Source organism: Kribbella sp. VKM Ac-2571 (assembly GCF_004362255.1).
In the GTDB taxonomy this organism is placed as follows: Bacteria; Actinomycetota; Actinomycetes; order Propionibacteriales; family Kribbellaceae; genus Kribbella; species Kribbella pratensis.
Genome location: NZ_SNWS01000003.1, coordinates 125939 through 141936 on the forward strand (window position 1 = coordinate 125939; position 15998 = coordinate 141936).

The 15998-nt window shown below is 68.9% G+C and carries 13 protein-coding genes; 12 read left to right on the plus strand and 1 reads right to left on the minus strand.

All coding sequences use genetic code 11. The annotated features are described in order from the left end of the window. The first annotated feature begins 44 nt into the window (after positions 1–44). From EV651_RS07900 to EV651_RS07935, 8 genes are all read left to right on the plus strand, one after another. Positions 45–833, plus strand: a complete 789-nt coding sequence (locus EV651_RS07900; RefSeq protein WP_133783621.1) for a TIGR03084 family metal-binding protein — start codon at positions 45–47, stop codon at positions 831–833. Beyond that, positions 826–2535 carry an acyclic terpene utilization AtuA family protein gene (locus tag EV651_RS07905; RefSeq protein WP_133783623.1) on the plus strand — a complete coding sequence of 570 codons (1710 nt, stop codon included), beginning with the start codon at positions 826–828 and terminating at the stop codon, positions 2533–2535. Before EV651_RS07900 ends, EV651_RS07905 begins: the two co-directional genes overlap by 8 nt. Beyond that, positions 2532–3653 carry an acyl-CoA dehydrogenase family protein gene (locus EV651_RS07910; protein WP_133783624.1) on the plus strand — a complete coding sequence of 374 codons (1122 nt, stop codon included), beginning with the start codon at positions 2532–2534 and terminating at the stop codon, positions 3651–3653. The genes EV651_RS07905 and EV651_RS07910 overlap by 4 nt, the downstream gene beginning before the upstream one ends. Then, positions 3650–5203 (plus strand): acyl-CoA carboxylase subunit beta, encoded by a 1554-nt coding sequence (locus tag EV651_RS07915; protein ID WP_133783626.1) that lies wholly within the window; start codon positions 3650–3652, stop codon positions 5201–5203. The genes EV651_RS07910 and EV651_RS07915 overlap by 4 nt, the downstream gene beginning before the upstream one ends. 5 nt (positions 5204–5208) lie before the next feature. Continuing rightward, positions 5209–7167 carry a biotin carboxylase N-terminal domain-containing protein gene (locus EV651_RS07920; protein ID WP_133783627.1) on the plus strand — a complete coding sequence of 653 codons (1959 nt, stop codon included), beginning with the start codon at positions 5209–5211 and terminating at the stop codon, positions 7165–7167. Positions 7168–7243: 76 nt separating this feature from the next. Further along, positions 7244–8416 carry an acyl-CoA dehydrogenase family protein gene (locus EV651_RS07925; RefSeq protein ID WP_133783629.1) on the plus strand — a complete coding sequence of 391 codons (1173 nt, stop codon included), beginning with the start codon at positions 7244–7246 and terminating at the stop codon, positions 8414–8416. Positions 8417–8445: 29 nt separating this feature from the next. Continuing rightward, on the plus strand, positions 8446–10002 hold the full coding sequence (locus EV651_RS07930; RefSeq protein ID WP_133783631.1) for an AMP-binding protein: 1557 nt from the start codon (positions 8446–8448) through the stop codon (positions 10000–10002). Then, positions 9995–10606, plus strand: a complete 612-nt coding sequence (locus tag EV651_RS07935; RefSeq protein WP_202870219.1) for a TetR/AcrR family transcriptional regulator — start codon at positions 9995–9997, stop codon at positions 10604–10606. Before EV651_RS07930 ends, EV651_RS07935 begins: the two co-directional genes overlap by 8 nt. On the opposite strand, the gene EV651_RS43220 is transcribed toward EV651_RS07935, so the two are convergent. Continuing rightward, positions 10579–11349 carry a helix-turn-helix transcriptional regulator gene (locus EV651_RS43220; RefSeq protein WP_133783633.1) on the minus strand — a complete coding sequence of 257 codons (771 nt, stop codon included), beginning with the start codon at positions 11347–11349 and terminating at the stop codon, positions 10579–10581. The two genes, EV651_RS07935 and EV651_RS43220, sit on opposite strands and share 28 nt — an antisense overlap. 54 nt (positions 11350–11403) lie before the next feature. Between EV651_RS43220 and EV651_RS07945 the strand changes: the two genes are divergently transcribed. From EV651_RS07945 to EV651_RS07960, 4 genes are all read left to right on the plus strand, one after another. Further along, positions 11404–12528, plus strand: coding sequence for an MFS transporter (locus EV651_RS07945; RefSeq protein WP_238156734.1), 1125 nt, complete (start codon positions 11404–11406; stop codon positions 12526–12528). A 118-nt stretch (positions 12529–12646) separates the two neighbouring features. Next, positions 12647–13303 (plus strand): hypothetical protein, encoded by a 657-nt coding sequence (locus tag EV651_RS07950; RefSeq protein ID WP_133783635.1) that lies wholly within the window; start codon positions 12647–12649, stop codon positions 13301–13303. 193 nt (positions 13304–13496) lie between these two features. Next, positions 13497–14945, plus strand: a complete 1449-nt coding sequence (locus EV651_RS07955) for an MDR family MFS transporter (RefSeq protein ID WP_133783637.1) — start codon at positions 13497–13499, stop codon at positions 14943–14945. Between the two features lie 17 nt (positions 14946–14962). Further along, complete coding sequence (locus EV651_RS07960) at positions 14963–15964, plus strand: GNAT family N-acetyltransferase (protein WP_133783639.1); 1002 nt, start codon at positions 14963–14965, stop codon at positions 15962–15964. The last annotated feature ends 34 nt before the right edge of the window (positions 15965–15998 follow it).

Consider the following 15998-nt stretch of genomic DNA (forward strand, 5'->3'; position numbering starts at 1 on the left):
CGTGGGACGCTCGGGAGCACGAGGGCCTCTTGAGGGAGTGCGGCGTGCGACTGGACGAAGTGCTGGCGGACTTGTGGGCCGAGAGTGCGGAGTTGGATCGGTTGGTCGGTGGGTTGGCGGCTGGGGAATGGGCGACGCCTACGCCGGCTGAGGGGTGGACGATCGCGCATCAGATCGCGCACCTCGCCTGGACCGATGAGGCGACGCAGCTGGCCGCGACCGATCCCGAGGCGTTCAAGGAGTTGCTGCAGAAGGCAGCCGCGAATCCGACGACGTACGTCGATGACGGCGCCGAGGAGACTGCCACACTGCCGCCCGACCAACTGCTGACGTACTGGCGGGAGACCCGGGCCGAGGTTGCCGAGGCGCTGAAGAAGGTTCCGGCCGGCGAGAAGGTGCTCTGGTACGGACCGCCGATGAGCCCGACCTCGATGGCGACCGCGCGGCTAATGGAGACGTGGGCGCACGGGCAGGACGTGTTCGACGCCCTCGGCGTACAACGGCAGCCGAGCAACCGTCTGCGGCACGTCGCCCACCTCGCGGTGCGCACGCGCGACTTCGCGTACCTGCTCAACGATCGCACGCCGCCCACCGAACCGTTCCGCGTCGAACTCACCGGACCGGACGGCGACGCATGGACCTGGGGTCCGGAGGACGCCGCCCAGCGGGTGACGGCGCCCGCGGTCGACTTCTGTTTGCTTGCCACGCAACGTCGACACCGGGACGACCTGGCCGTGCAGGCTGAGGGCGCGGACGCCGAGGAGTGGCTGGGGATCATCCAGGCTTTCGCCGGCCTGCCCGGGAAGGGTCGTCGGGCAGGACAACATGACTGAGCCGATCCGGATCGGCAACGCGTCCGGCTTCTACGGGGACCGGTTCAGCGCGGTGCAGGAAATGCTGACCGGCGGGCCGTTGGACGTGCTGACGGGCGACTATCTGGCTGAGTTGACGATGCTCATCCTCGGCCGCGACCGTCTGAAGGACCCGGCGCTGGGCTACGCACGGACGTTCCTCAAGCAGCTGGAATCCGGGCTCGGCGAGGCGCTCGATCGCGGCGTGAAGATCGTCAGCAACGCAGGGGGCCTCAACCCGGCCGGGCTCGCGCAGGCGATCCAAGAGCTGGCCGACAAGCTCGGGCTGCATCCGAAGATCGCGTATGTCGAGGGCGACGACCTGTTGGACCGAAGCAAGGAGTTGGGGCTCGGCACGCCCATGACCGCCAACGCCTACCTCGGCGCGTGGGGTATTGCCGAAGCGCTTCAGGCCGGGGCCGACGTGGTGGTGACCGGTCGCGTCACGGACGCTTCGGTGATCGTCGGGCCCGCCGCGGCGCATCACGGCTGGAAGCGGACGCAGTACGACGAACTTGCCGGAGCTGTCGTGGCCGGGCATGTGATCGAGTGCGGTTGCCAGGCGACCGGCGGGAACTACGCGTTCTTCACCGAGATCCGCGACTTCGGGCGCCCCGGTTTCCCGATCGCGGAGATCCACGCGGACGGCAGCAGCGTGATCACCAAGCACGACAACACCGGCGGCGCGGTCACGATCGACACGGTCAAGGCGCAGCTCCTGTACGAGATCACCGGCGCCCGGTACGCCGGTCCGGACGTCACCACGCGCCTCGATTCGATCGAGCTCGACGACGACGGCCCCGACCGCGTGAGGATCTCGGGCGTTCGCGGTGAGGCCCCGCCGCCGACGTACAAGGTCTCGCTGAACAGCGTCGGCGGGTTCTGCAACGAGGTCGACTTCGTGCTCACCGGGCTGCAACTGGAGCAGAAGGCCGAGCTTGTGCAGCGGCAGCTCGAGCAAGCATTGCCGAAGCGGCCGGCCGAGCTCAAGTGGACGCTGGCCTGGACCGAGAAGCCGAACGCCGAGTCCGAGGAGGAGGCCAGCGTGTTCCTCCGGTGCGCGGTGAAGGATCCGGATCCGAAGGTCGTCGGCCGCGCGTTCAGCAACGCCGCGGTCGAGCTGGCGCTCGCGAGCTACCCCGGATTCCACGTCACCGCGCCGCCCGGCGACAGTTCGCCGTACGGCGTGTTCCGCGCTGGGTACGTCGACATCCACGAGGTGGAGCACGTCGTCGTACTGCCGGGGGGCTCGCGTCGCACGATCGAACCTGCGGCGGAGACGCAACCGCTGCAGCCCGTCGACGACATCGAGGCGCCGATGCCGTTGCTGCAGCTCTCGAGCGGACCGCCGCGGACCCGCGAGGTACCGCTCGGCCGGATCGCCGGCGCCCGCTCGGGCGACAAGGGCGGCGACGCGAACGTCGGCGTGTGGGCGCGTGACGAGAAGGTCTGGCGCTGGCTCGCGCACACGCTCACGATCGAGCTCTTCCAAGCGCTGCTCCCGGAGACGCAGCCGCTGATCGTCACGCGATACCTGCTGCCGAACCTGTGGGCGATGAACTTCGTCGTCGAGGGCCTGCTCGGTGAGGGCGTCGCGGCGCAAGCACGGTTCGATCCCCAGGCGAAGGCCCTCGGCGAGTGGCTCCGGTCGCGGTACGTCGACGTACCGGAGGTGCTGTTGTGAACGCCTTCCGGGAGTCTGTCCGGCGGTTCATGGCGGCGGAGGTGTTGCCGCATCTGGACCAGTGGGAGCGGGACGGCGAGCTGCCGCGGGAGCTGCACAAGAAGGCGGGCGCGCTGGGGTTGCTGGGCGTCGGGTTCCCTGAGGCGGTCGGTGGTGGGGGCGGATCGTTGCTCGATGCGCTCGGGGCAGTTGAGGAGATGCACTATGCGGGCGCGTCCGGTGGGCTGGTCGCTTCGCTACTGACCTGCGGCATCGCACTTCCACACATCATTGCCAGCGGCAACGAGAAGCAGATCGAGCGGTGGGTTCGCCCGACCCTGGACGGTGAGTTGATCGGCGCACTGGCGATCACGGAGCCTGGTGGTGGGTCCGATGTGGCGTCGATCCGTACGACGGCACGTCGCGAGGGTGACGTGTTCGTCGTCAACGGCGCGAAGACCTACATCACGTCAGGTTGCCGCGCGGACTTCGTGACGACGGCTGTTCGTACTGGTGAGGCGGGAGCGCACGGGATCAGCTTGCTGGTGATCGAGCGCGGTACGCCGGGGTTCGCGGTGTCGCGGAAGCTGGAGAAGATGGGGTGGCTCTGCTCGGACACGGCTGAGCTGTCCTTCACCGATGTTCGCGTGCCGGTCGAGAACCTGGTCGGGGCTCAGGACTCCGGTTTCGTGCAGCTCGCGGTGAACTTCGTGGCCGAGCGGCTGACGTTGGCGGTGCAGGCGTACGCCGGTGCGCAGCGGGCGCTCGATCTGACGGTCGAGTGGTGCCGTCAGCGGGACACGTTCGGGCGGCCGTTGATTTCGCGGCAGAGCGTGCAGCACACGCTGACCGAGATGGCGCGGCGGATCTCCGTGGCGCGGGTCTATGTGCACGACGTGGCGCGGCGGGCCGAGGCGGGTGAGGACGTGATCGCCGAGACCTGTTTCGCCAAGAACACCGCGGTCAAAGCGGGGCAGTGGGTGTGCGACCAGGCGCTGCAGTTGCACGGCGGTCTCGGGTACATGCGGGAGGCCGAGGTGGAACGCCAGTACCGCGACCAGAAGATCCTCGCCATCGGCGGCGGCACCACCGAGATCCTGACCGGCCTTGCCGCGAACCGACTGGGGTTCACTGCATGAGTAACCGTGAGCTGATGCTGGAGAAGCTTGCCGCGTTGGACGCCGAGCATGCGAAGGCGCTCGCGGGCGGTGGTCCCAAGTATGTCGAGCGGCACCACAAGCGGGGCAAGTTGCTGGTGCGGGAGCGGATCGAACTGTTGCTCGACCCGGACTCGTACTTCCTCGAACTGTCGCCGCTGGCCGGCTGGGGTTCGGACTTCACCGTCGGCGCCAGCCTGGTGACGGGGATCGGTGTGGTCGAGGGCGTCGAGTGCCTGATCACCGCGAACGACCCCACGGTCAAGGGCGGTGCGAGCAACCCGTGGACTCTGAAGAAGGCGTTGCGAGCAGATGAGATCGCCCGGGCGAACCGGCTGCCGGTGATCAGCCTGGTCGAGTCCGGCGGCGCGGACCTGCCGACGCAGAAGGAGATCTTCATCCCCGGCGGGGCGATGTTCCGGAACCTGACCCGGTTGTCGGCCGAAGGGATCCCGACGATCGCGCTGGTGTTCGGCAACTCGACCGCGGGCGGCGCGTACATCCCCGGCATGAGCGACTACGTGGTGATGGTCGACGGCGGCGCGAAGGTGTTCCTCGCCGGGCCGCCGCTGGTGAAGATGGCGACCGGTGAGGACGCGGACGACGAATCGCTCGGCGGCGCGTCGATGCACGCGCGGAAGTCCGGTCTCGCCGACTACTTCGCGGTGGACGAGCCGGACGCGATCCGGCTCGGGCGGCAGATCGTGTCGCGCCTGAACTGGCGCAAACAGGGTCCCGCCCCCAAGCCGTCGTACGACGAGCCTGTCTATGACGCGGACGAGCTGCTCGACATCGTGCCGGGGGACCTGAAGATCCCGTTCGATCCGCGGGACGTGGTCGCTCGCGTGGTGGACGGGTCGGTGTTCGACGAGTTCAAGCCGCTGTACGGGTCGTCGCTCGCGACCGGGTGGGGATCGGTGCACGGGTACCCGGTGGGGATCCTCGCGAACGCGCGCGGGGTGCTGTTCAGCGAGGAGTCGCAGAAGGCGGCGCAGTTCATCCAGCTCGCCAACCGCGCGAACACACCGTTGATCTTCCTGCACAACACGACCGGGTACATGGTCGGGCAGGAGTACGAGCAGGGCGGGATCATCAAGCACGGCGCACAGATGATCAACGCGGTCTCCAACTCTCGCGTGCCGCACATCTCGATCCTGATGGGGGCGTCGTACGGCGCCGGGCACTACGGGATGTGCGGGCGGGCGTTCGATCCGCGGTTCCTGTTCGCGTGGCCGTCGGCGAAGTCGGCGGTGATGGGTCCGCAGCAGTTGGCCGGCGTACTGTCGATCGTCGCGCGGGCGGCGGCCGACGCGAAAGGGCAGCCGTACGACGAGCAGGCCGACCAGCAGATGCGTGCGTACGTCGAGGGGCAGATCGAGGCGGAATCGCTGCCGATGTTCCTGTCCGGCCGCCTGTACGACGACGGCGTGATCGATCCCCGCGACACCCGAACCGTCCTCGGCATCTGCCTGTCCGCCATCCACTCCGCCCCGGTCGAAGGTACGTCGTCCTTCGGCGTCTTCAGGATGTGACGCGCATGATCACTTCGGTCCTGGTGGCCAACCGCGGCGAGATCGCCCGGCGCATCTTCCGCACCGCCCGGTCGCTCGGCCTGTCGACGGTCGCGGTGTACTCGCGCGCCGATGCCCGGATGCCGTTCGTCGACGAGGCGGACGCGGCGGTGCACCTCCCCGGGAACACGCCGGGCGAGACCTATCTGCGGTCCGACCTGATCATCGATGCGGCGCGGCGGGCGGGCGCGGACGCCGTACATCCGGGGTACGGATTCCTGTCGGAGAACGCGGCGTTCGCACAGGCGGTGATCGAGGCAGGGCTGACGTGGATCGGGCCGCCGATGGATGCGATCTCGTCGATGGGATCGAAGATCGAGGCGAAGAAGCTGATGGCGGCGGCCGGGGTGCCGGTCCTCGCCGAGCTGACTCCGGCCGAGGTGTCGGCGGCCGAGCTGCCCGTGCTGGTGAAGGCGTCGGCCGGCGGTGGCGGGCGCGGGATGCGGGTGGTGTCGCGGCTGGAGGATCTTGCGGCCGAGATCGACGCGGCGTCGGCGGAAGCGTTGTCGGCGTTCGGCGACGGGACCGTGTTCTGCGAGCGGTACCTGGCGACCGGGCGGCACATCGAGGTGCAAGTGATGGCCGACCAGCACGGCACGATCTGGGCGGTCGGCGAACGCGAGTGCTCGATCCAGCGTCGCCATCAGAAGGTGATCGAGGAGGCCCCGTCGCCACTCGTCGAACGGATCCCCTCGATGCGGGCGGAACTGTTCGACGCGGCACGGAAGGCGGCCGCCGCGATCAACTACGTCGGCGCCGGGACGGTCGAGTTCCTCGCGGACGAGGAGGGCGCGTTCTACTTCCTGGAGATGAACACGCGGCTCCAGGTGGAGCACCCGGTGACGGAGGAGACGACCGGCCTGGACCTGGTCGCACTACAGTTCGCCGTCGCCGCGGGCGACCACCTTCCACCCGAGCCACCGCCGACGGTTGGTCATGCGATCGAGGTGCGGCTGTACGCCGAGGATCCGCTAGCCGACTGGCGCCCGCAAACCGGTCACCTCCACCGCTTCCAGGTCGGCCACCTTTCCGGAACAAATGTTGCACCTGGCGGCGAAAATGTTCCGGAAAGCCGCGGTGCGGGGGTGCGGGTGGACTCGGGAGTCGAGGACGGGTCGGAGGTCTCGCCGTACTACGACCCGATGCTGGCCAAGGTCATCGTCTACGGGGCCGATCGGACCGCAGTCGCGCGACGACTCGCCGGCGTACTGGAACGCGCGACGATCCACGGGGTAGGGACGAACCGTGAGTTGCTGGTGTGGATTCTCCGCCACGCGGCGTTCCTCGCGGGCGACACCGACACCGCGTTCTTCGACAAGCACGGTGTGGGAGCGGGACCTGACGACGCGGTGGTGCGGCTGTCGGCGTTGGCTGCTGCGTTGGCGGATGCGGCCGGGCGGGCGGCTCCGGTGCGGGTGCCGAGCGGCTGGCGGAACCTGGCGTCGCAGCCGCAGCGCAAGGGCTACCGCGTGGGCGACGTGGTGCACGAGGTTGCCTACCGACACACCCGTGACGGCCTGATTGCCGACGGCAACATCTCGCTTCTGGACAGCAGCCCCGAGCGGGTGGTACTCGAGGTCGACGGCGTACGGCGGTCCTTCGCCGTGGCGGCGTACGACGGGATCACGTGTGTGGACTCGTCGCTCGGCAGTGTCGCGCTGCATCCGGTGGAGCGGTTCGTGGATCCTGCTGACCAGGTCGTGGCCGGGTCGTTGGTGGCGCCAATGCCGGGGACCGTGATCCGGGTCGGCGTCGCGGTCGGTGACGTGGTGAAACAAGGCCAGCCGCTGCTGTGGCTGGAGGCGATGAAGATGGAGCACACGATCGCCGCCCCGGCGGACGGGGTCGTCGATGAGTTGAAGGTGGAAGCGGGACAACAGGTCGAGGTCGGCGCCGTACTGGTCGTGGTTGGGGAGGACGCATGAACGAGCGCAGCGAGTTCATCAGAAAGCACAGCGTGATTCGTGCCTCATCGGCGCCCGGAGCGAAGCGAGGACGACGATGAGCTACATCGAGTCCGAAGAGCGCCGGGAGCTGCGGAAAGTCGTCGGCGAGCTCGGCAAGAAGTACGGCTACAAATGGTTCAACCAGCAGGCTCGTACCGGCGGTCACACCACCGAGCTGTGGCTGGAGGCGGGCAAGCTCGGGTTCCTCGGCGTGAACCTCCCCGAGCAGTACGGCGGCGGAGGCGGCGGAATGGCCGACCTGTCGATCGTCCTCGAGGAGCTCGGCGCGGCCGGCTGCCCGCTGCTGATGATGGTCGTGTCACCGTCGATCTGCGGCACCGTGATCTCCCGGTTCGGCACCGACGAGCAGAAACAGCACTGGCTTCCCGGTCTCGCCGACGGCACGACGATCATGGCGTTCGCGATCACCGAGCCGGACGCCGGCTCGAACTCGCACCGGATCACCACCACGGCCCGCCGTACCGAGGACGGCTGGTCGCTGACCGGGCGCAAGGTGTTCATCTCCGGACTCGACGTCGCCAAGGCGATCCTCGTGGTCGGGCGGACCGAGGCTCTATCGGCTGATGGGGAGCGCACCGGGAACCTCAAGCCGGCGCTCTTCATCGTCCCGATCGACGCGCCGGGCGTGGAGTTCCGCCAGATCGAGATGGACCTGATCAGCCCGGACAAGCAGTACGCGTTGTTCCTGGACGACGTACGGCTGCCGCGCGAGGCGCTCGTCGGGTCCGAGGACGCGGCGCTGATGCAGTTGTTCGCCGGCCTCAACCCGGAGCGGATCATGGCGTCCGCGTTCGCGATCGGCATCGCGCGGCACGCCCTCGACAAGGCAACGGCGTACGTCAAACAACGGCAGGTCTGGAAGGCTCCGATCGGCGCGCATCAGGGCATCGCGCATCCGCTCGCGCAGATCAAGATCGAGCTCGAGCTGGCCCGCCTGATGATGCAGAAGGCCGCCGCGCTGTACGACGCTGGCGACGATCTCGCCGCGGGTGAGGCCGCGAACATGGCGAAGTACGCCGCGGGCGAGGTCGCCGTCCGCGCCACCGACCAGGCGGTGCAGTCACTCGGCGGGAACGGCATGACGGTCGAGTACGGCGTCGCGTCGCTGGTCGCGGCGGCCCGTGCGACCCGGATCGCGCCGGTCAGCCGGGAGATGATCCTGAACTTCGTCGCCCAGCACAGCCTCGGGCTGCCGAAGTCGTACTAGGCCCAAGTCGTACCAGGAGGAGTGGGGCAATGATCATCACCAGTGAGTTCCCGCCTGTCGAGGTGCTCGACGTACCGATTCACGACGCCGTGCTCGGCAGAGCCCAGGAGTACGGCGACCGGCCGGCGATGGTCGACGGTGTGACGGGTAAAGAGCTGAGCTACGCCCAGCTTGACCACCTGACCCGGCGGGTTGCGGCCGGACTGGCCGAGCTCGGCATTCGGCGCGGTGACGTGATCGCGCTCTACAGCCCCAACACGATCCTGTACCCCGTGGTGTTCTACGGCGCCACGCGCGCCGGCGCGACCGTGACCACGGTGAACGCGCTCTACACCGCGGACGAGCTGCACAAGCAGTTGATCGACTCGAAGGCGAAGTTGCTGGTGACGATTTCGCTGTTCCTGCCGACCGCGAACGCGGCGATCGAGGGCACCGGGGTCGAGCAGATCTTCGTCTGCGACCAGGCCGAGGGGTACCGCTCGGTGCAGGAGCTGTTCGCGTCCACGGGTCCCGAGCCGGTGGTGACGATCGATCCGGCGGTGGACGTCGCGGTGCTGCCCTACTCGAGTGGGACGACCGGCGCGGCCAAGGGAGTGATGCTGACGCACCGGAACATCGCGACGAACATCTCCCAGGCGGAGGTGATGATCCGGCTGGGCGAGGAGGAGCGGATCATCGCGATCCTGCCGTTCTTCCACATCTACGGGCTGTCGGTGTTGATGAACCTGCCGCTGCGCCTCGGCGCGACGGTCGTCGTACTGCCGAAGTTCGACCTGCAGCAGTTCCTGACCACGCTGGACGAGCAGCGGATCACGCGGGCGTTCGTCGCGCCGCCCGTCGTACTGGCGTTGGCGAAACATCCGGCCGTTGACGGGGTGGACCTGTCGCGGCTCAAGTACGTGACGTCGGCCGCTGCTCCGCTCGACGGCGAGCTGGCCGAGGCGTGTGCGAAGCGGCTCGGGTTGCACGCCGTACTGCAGGCCTATGGGATGACGGAGTTGTCCCCGGGTACGCACGCCGTACCGCAGGACGACCAGGAGCCGCCGCCGGGCGCGGTCGGCAAGCTGTTCCCGTCGACCGAGATGCGGCTGGTCGGTGCCGATGGCAACGACACCGACGAGGGCGAGATCTGGATCCGCGGGCCGCAGGTGATGAAGGGGTACCTCGGGCGGCAGGCGGAGACGGACGCGACGATCGACGCGGACGGCTGGCTGCACACCGGCGACATCGGGCGGATGGACGCGCGCGGCTACCTGTACGTCGTGGACCGCGTGAAGGAGCTGATCAAGTACCACGGCTACCAGGTGCCGCCCGCGGAGCTGGAGGCCGTGCTGCTCACCGACGACCGGATCGCGGACGCGGCAGTCATCGGGATCGATGCGGACGGCAACGAAGTACCGAAGGCGTTCGTGGTGCCGATGCCGGGAGTCTCGCTGACGCCGGACGATGTCATGGAGTACGTCGCCGCGCGGGTGGCGCCGTACAAGAAGATCCGGCAGGTGGAGTTCATCGACGCCGTACCGAAGGCTGCGTCGGGGAAGATCCTGCGGCGGGAGCTGCGGGCGCGTGAGGCTGCGCGTGAGTGAAGCTCTGAAAACACCTCAGCAGGACCGGTCGCGGGCGACGCGGCAGCGGCTGCTGGAGGCCTCGGTCGAGTCGCTGGCCGAGGTCGGGTACGCCGCGACGACGGTGTCGGTCGTCGCGGCGCGGGCCGGGGTGTCGCGGGGTGCGGCGCAACATCACTTCCCGACGCGTGCGGACCTGTTCGCGGCGGCGGTCGAGTACATGACCGAGGTGCGGTTGGCGGAGATCCGCGCGCAGGCCGCCGCGTTGCCGAGCGGGGCTGGGCGCACCGAGGCCATCGTGGGGATGCTGGCGGACGTGTACACCGGGCCGCTCTTTCGCGCCGCACTGCACCTGTGGGTGGCGGCGTCGACAGAGGAGGCGTTGCGGCAGCAGATCGTGCGGCTGGAGTCGCATGTGGGTCGGCAGGCGCACCGGGCGCTACTCGAGGTGCTGGACGTCAGTGAGCGGACTCCTGGGGTGAGGGAGACCGTGCAGGGGGTGCTGGACATGGCGCGCGGTCTTGGGTTGGCTGACCTGCTCACGGACGACAGTGCGCGCCGGCGCGGCATTGTCCGCCAGTGGAGCCGCATTCTCGATCAGGCCCTGCGTGAGCCGGGTGTGTGACCGAAGGCGCGGCGAAACGTGTCAATGAACGCACTGGTCGACGCCCAGCCGGTGCGGTGCGCTACCTGAGTCACGGAGGCTCCCTCTGCCAGAAACCTCAACGCAGCATGCAACCTGAGCTGAGTCCGCCACTGCGGGAAGGTCATCCCCAGATCGGTTCTGCACAGACGGCTGAGAGTCCGCTCACTCGCACCAACCTCCCGCCCGAGCTCCGTCAGCGTCCTGCTCTCCGCAGGGTTGTCGCGCAACAGATCGCAGACGGCTGCAAGCCGAGCATCGCGTGGTGAAGGTAGATAGGTAGGCCGCTGAGGCGACCGCCGCAGCTGGTCCAGCAAGACCGCCAGCAGCCGACCCCGCTCAGCCCTGTCGCCCCGCCCGCTTGCGGAGGCCCGCTCGCTTCGGGCGGTCTCTTCCTCGTCAGACGTGTAGCTGAGGATCAGCTCTCGGAGGAGGGGGCTTACTACTAGGGCTGACGGGGCGTCCAGATCTAGCGGGTTCTCCTCCAGGCCCAGCGTGTGGAGCGTTGTCTCGCCGTACGCGCGGTGTTGGTGGAGGGTGCCTGCTGGGATCCAGATGGCTCTGGTCCCGGGGGCTACCCAGCTGCCGGCGTCGGTGGTGACGGACAGGACCCCGCGTCCGGCGTACACGATCTGGTTCCGGTCGTGCCAGTGCGGCTCGATGCCGCCACCGGCCCGGATCGGCTGGTGGCCGGTGCTCGCGGGACGTTGGCTGGTTTCCGGCATCAATTGGCATTTTATCGGAAGCCGGACAACAGGTCGGGCCGTGACGATCGAGGGGTGCGGAGACTTCGACCGATCGGGCTGATGGCCACCGGCCACGCGTGCGTGGACATCTACCAGGGCTGCGTGCCGGCACTCGTACCGTTCCTGGTCGCCGAGCGCGGCCTCGGGTACGTCGCGGTGTCCGGCATCACGCTCGCCGCGACCCTGCTCTCCTCGGTCGTCCAACCCGTGTTCGGCGTACTGACCGATCGCCGCCCGCTCACCTGGCTGATCCCGGTCGCGATGACCACGGCCGGACTCGGCATCGCCCTCCTCGGCGTCGGACAGACCTACTGGCTCATGTGGTTGGCGGCCGCACTGTCCGGGCTCGGCGTCGCGGCGTACCACCCGGAGGCCGCCCGGATGGCCCGCGTCGTGAGCGGCGGCAGCCACGTCGGGATGAGCTGGTTCTCGGTCGGCGGGAACGTCGGGTTCGCACTGGCGCCGGTCCTGGTCACACCGATCGTCGCCGCGGGCGGGTTGGCGCTGACGCCACTGCTCGTCGTACCCGCGCTCCTCGGCGCCGCGATCACCACCTGGGCGGTCCGCTCGCGCGCTCACGTGGTGATTGCCCGGGGTGGCGGTGAAGGGACGGACGACTGGCCGTCGTTCCTGCGGCTGTCGCTGATCATGATCTGCCGGTCGATCGTGTTCGTCGGCCTCGGTACCTTCATCGCGCTGTACGCCGGCCAACGGGTCGGTGGCGGGACCACGACCGGCGGGATCGCCTTGTTCGTCCTCTTCGCCGCGGGCGCACTCGGCACGCTCCTCGGCGGCCGCCTCGCCACCCGCTACGGACGAGTCCGGACCCTACGGACGTCGTACGCCGTCGCGGTACCCGCGATCGCCTGCCTGGTGTTCGTCCCCGGGCCGGCGTTCTTCGGCTTCCTCGCGGCGACCGCGATCGCGCTGTCGATCCCCTTCTCGCTGCACGTGACCCTCGGCCAGGACTTCCTCCCCAGCCGCGTCGGCACGGCGGGCGGCATGACCCTCGGCCTCGCCGTCAGCATCGGCGGCGTCGCGACCCCGGTCCTCGGCACCATCGCCGAGCACACCTCTCTGCGCCTCGCCCTCAGCACACTGATCGCGCTGGTCCTGTGCAGCACCCTGATCGGCTACGCCCTGGACGAACCGGCTTGAACTGCGGCTGACCGCGATTCGTCGCGGGTACCGGGAGATACAGCGGAAGCGCCGCGGACTGCGGCTGAAAGTAGCTGACAGCACACCGTCGGTACGGCGGTCTTGTCAGGGAGGGACCATGATGCGTCGGCGAGGCGCGGTCCACGGGGGCCCCAGGGTCATCGAGGTCGGACTGGACGAGTTGTTGCGTACCGGCTACGAGCACACGGCGCAGGATCCCGACCCGGATACGGCTGCGGACGATGCCGATCGTGCCGAGCGGCGCGCGGACGATGCGGGTGTCTCGTTCGGCGTCGCCTTCTTCGGCTGGTTGGTTGCCAGCGGCATCGTCGTACTGCTCCTGGCAGCCGTCGGCGCTGTCGGTACCCTGATCGGCTGGAACAGGCTTGCCGGCTGGGAGTGGGTCTATGTCACCGCCTGGATCGTCGTTGTTGTGTCGCTGGGAATCGGTGCGTTCTCGGGCGGCTACGCCGGCGGACGGATGGTGCCGGCGCATGGTGGACGGCAAGGCCTGGACGTGTGGCTGCTCGGTTGGGCCGCCACCGCCCTGATGGTCGGTCTCGGGTACCTCGCCGACCGCGAGTACGGCCTCGTCGCGAGGATCGACTGGACGGCCCTACCGATCGCCGAGACGGATCGTGCGGCGGCGCTGGTGCTCGGACTCGCCGCCGTTCTGCTCGTCACGTTGGTGAGCGCGGTGGTGGGCGGTGCTGCCGGCAGCCGCTGTTCCGCGCGGTTGAGCCGGCTCAACCAGCAGCACCAAGCTATGCCCTGAACGAACCGGCTTGAGTGCGGGCAGCACCGCGACGACACAGAGCACCCCGATCGCCGGCCAGACCCAGCCGACGTACGGCGCGACGCGCCTCCGCTTGCACTCGGCCGCACTGCTTCGTCGTACACAGGGGGCCGTCCGGTGGGCGGGCTGTGAGTGGGGAACAGTTGCCGGTTCACATAGATTGGTTGGTGATATGACTACGGAGCGGATCGACCGGACGGGTGTGGGGCTTCGGTCGGAGCGGGGCCCGATCCTGCTCGCGGTGATGCTGAGCGTCGGGCTGGTCGCCATCGACGCGACGATCCTCGCCACCGCCGTACCGTCCGTCGTCGCCGACCTCGGCGGCTTCACCCAGTTCCCCTGGCTGTTCTCGATCTACCTGCTCGCGCAGGCCGTGTCGGTGCCGATCTACGGCAAGCTCGCGGACCAGCGCGGCCGGAAGCCGATCATGCTGCTCGGCGTCGGGCTGTTCCTGCTCGGGTCGGTGCTGTGCGGGTTCGCCTGGAGCATGCCGGCGCTGATCGCGTTCCGGCTGATCCAGGGGCTCGGCGCCGGTGCGATCCAGCCGATCGGGATGACGATCGTCGGCGACATCTACACGGTCGCGGAGCGGGCCAAGGTGCAGGGCTACATCGCCAGCGTCTGGGGGATCTCGTCGTTCGTCGGACCGACGCTCGGCGGCGTGTTCTCGGACTTCATCTCCTGGCGGTGGATCTTCTTCGTGAACATCCCGCTCGGGATGGCGGCCGCCTGGGTGCTGGTCCGCCGGTTCGACGAGCAGGTGGCGGACAAGACCAGGCACCGGATCGACTACGCCGGCGCGATCCTGCTCTCGGTCGGCGGTTCGCTGCTGCTGCTCGGGTTGCTCGAGGGCGGCGTGATGTGGGCCTGGGACTCCCCGACGAGCATCGTGATCCTGGCCGCGGCCGTCGTACTGCTGACCTCGTTCGTGCTGGTCGAGCGGCGCGCGGCCGAGCCGATCCTTCCCCTGTGGGTGCTCGGCCATCGGGTCCTGAACTCGGCCAACTCGGCCGCGCTGCTGATCGGCTTGCTGATGATCGGGCTGTCGACGTACGTGCCGCTGTTCGCCCAGAGCGTCCTCGGTACGTCGGCCCTCGTCGCCGGGTTCACGCTCGCCGCGATGACTCTCGGCTGGCCGATCGCGGCGTCGCTCGCCGGGCGGATCTACCTGCGCGTCGGCTTCCGTACGACGATGTCGATGGGCGCCCTCATCGTCGTCCTCGGATCCGGTGTCCTGCTCACGGTCAGCGCCACCAGCGCCGTACTGCACCTCGCCGCGGCCTGCTTCATCATCGGCATCGGGCTCGGGTTCTCCGCATCACCGTCGGTCGTGGCGGCGCAGTCGTCCGTCGAGTGGCAGACGCGCGGTGTGGTGACCGGAGCGAACATGTTCGCCCGCTCGGTCGGCAGCGCGGTCGGGGTCGCGGTCTTCGGCGCAGTGGCGAACGGCGTCGTCGCCGCCCGCCTGGGAGACGACCACGCGGACCTGGAGAAGGTCCCCGCCGGGGTCCTGGCCCCCGCCATCCACGACGTCTACTACGGCGCCGGCGCAGCCGCCCTCCTCCTCGTAGCAGCCGTCCTCTTCATGCCCAACCGAATCACCGAACGCCCACCCCGCTAGCTCTGTAGGTTGAGGCCATGCGCACGGTCGACTGTGTAGGTGCATTGATCCGGGACGGCGAACATCGCGTCTATCTGCAGCGGCGTACGGCGGAGCGGCGGTTGTTGCCGGGGATCTGGGACATCGTCGGCGGGCATCTGGAGGCGGGAGAGACGCCTGAGGAGGCGCTGGCGCGGGAGGTCGAGGAGGAGACCGGCTGGAAGGTTCGCGACATCGTCAGGACCGTCGCGGACTGGGAATGGGAGTGGGAGGGCCGGGTACGGCGGGAGGTCGACTACCTCGTCACCGTCGACGGGGACCTCAGCCGCCCGCGGCTCGAGGCCGGCAAGCACGACGCGTCCGCGTGGGCCGGGCCGGGTGACCTTGACCTGCTGATGGTGAACCGGACCGACGGCGACCGGCGGCTGCGGGACCTGGTGGCGCATGTGGTCCGGACGCGGTTCACGGACCGCCTCCGGTTGGAGCCGATCACTGGTCCGAACGGTGTCCTGCCCGGACATGGAGCGGACCTGGTGCGGCTGTACGCGGACCCGTGGGTGGCCAGGTGGTACGACGGGTCGTGGTCACCGGAGGAAGCAGCCGCGCGAGCCGCCCAACAGCAGGAGGGCTGGGACCGCGACTCGGTGGGCAAGTGGATCGCCTACGAGCGGTCGAGTGGCGAACTGGCCGGGCGGGGCGGAATGTCCCGAATCCCCGCCGGTACGCCGACTGCCGAGGCAATCGCCGCGCTGGTAGGACCCGAGTGGACGGGCCTCGAACTCGGCTGGGCCCTCGTCGAGTCCGCCCGCGGCCGCGGTCTCGCCACAGAAATCGGCCGCGCGAGTCTGGACTACGCCTTCAACACCCTGCACGCCGCCTCCGTGATCGCATTCACGGAACAGGTCAACACCGCATCCCAGGCCGTGATGAAGCGCCTCGGAATGCAGTACGCCGGCGAGATCCGCGCAGAAGGCTGGGCCGCCGACGCCCCCGACGTACAACCGGACGCCCCGTTCGCCGTCTACGTCATCACCCGGTGACACCCTGACGGGGGCCTTGAACAGGCTATTCAGG

Excerpts from the sequence above, each read along its gene's own strand:
- EV651_RS07905 (WP_133783623.1), top strand. The coding sequence starts at position 826 with ATGACTGAGCCGATCCGGATCGGCAACGCGTCCGGCTTCTACGGGGAC.
- EV651_RS07915 (WP_133783626.1), top strand. The coding sequence starts at position 3,650 with ATGAGTAACCGTGAGCTGATGCTGGAGAAGCTTGCCGCGTTGGACGCC.
- EV651_RS07920 (WP_133783627.1), top strand. The coding sequence starts at position 5,209 with ATGATCACTTCGGTCCTGGTGGCCAACCGCGGCGAGATCGCCCGGCGC.
- EV651_RS07925 (WP_133783629.1), top strand. The coding sequence starts at position 7,244 with ATGAGCTACATCGAGTCCGAAGAGCGCCGGGAGCTGCGGAAAGTCGTC.
- EV651_RS07930 (WP_133783631.1), top strand. The coding sequence starts at position 8,446 with ATGATCATCACCAGTGAGTTCCCGCCTGTCGAGGTGCTCGACGTACCG.
- EV651_RS43220 (WP_133783633.1), bottom strand. The coding sequence starts at position 11,349 with ATGCCGGAAACCAGCCAACGTCCCGCGAGCACCGGCCACCAGCCGATC.
- EV651_RS07950 (WP_133783635.1), top strand. The coding sequence starts at position 12,647 with ATGATGCGTCGGCGAGGCGCGGTCCACGGGGGCCCCAGGGTCATCGAG.
- EV651_RS07955 (WP_133783637.1), top strand. The coding sequence starts at position 13,497 with ATGACTACGGAGCGGATCGACCGGACGGGTGTGGGGCTTCGGTCGGAG.
- EV651_RS07960 (WP_133783639.1), top strand. The coding sequence starts at position 14,963 with ATGCGCACGGTCGACTGTGTAGGTGCATTGATCCGGGACGGCGAACAT.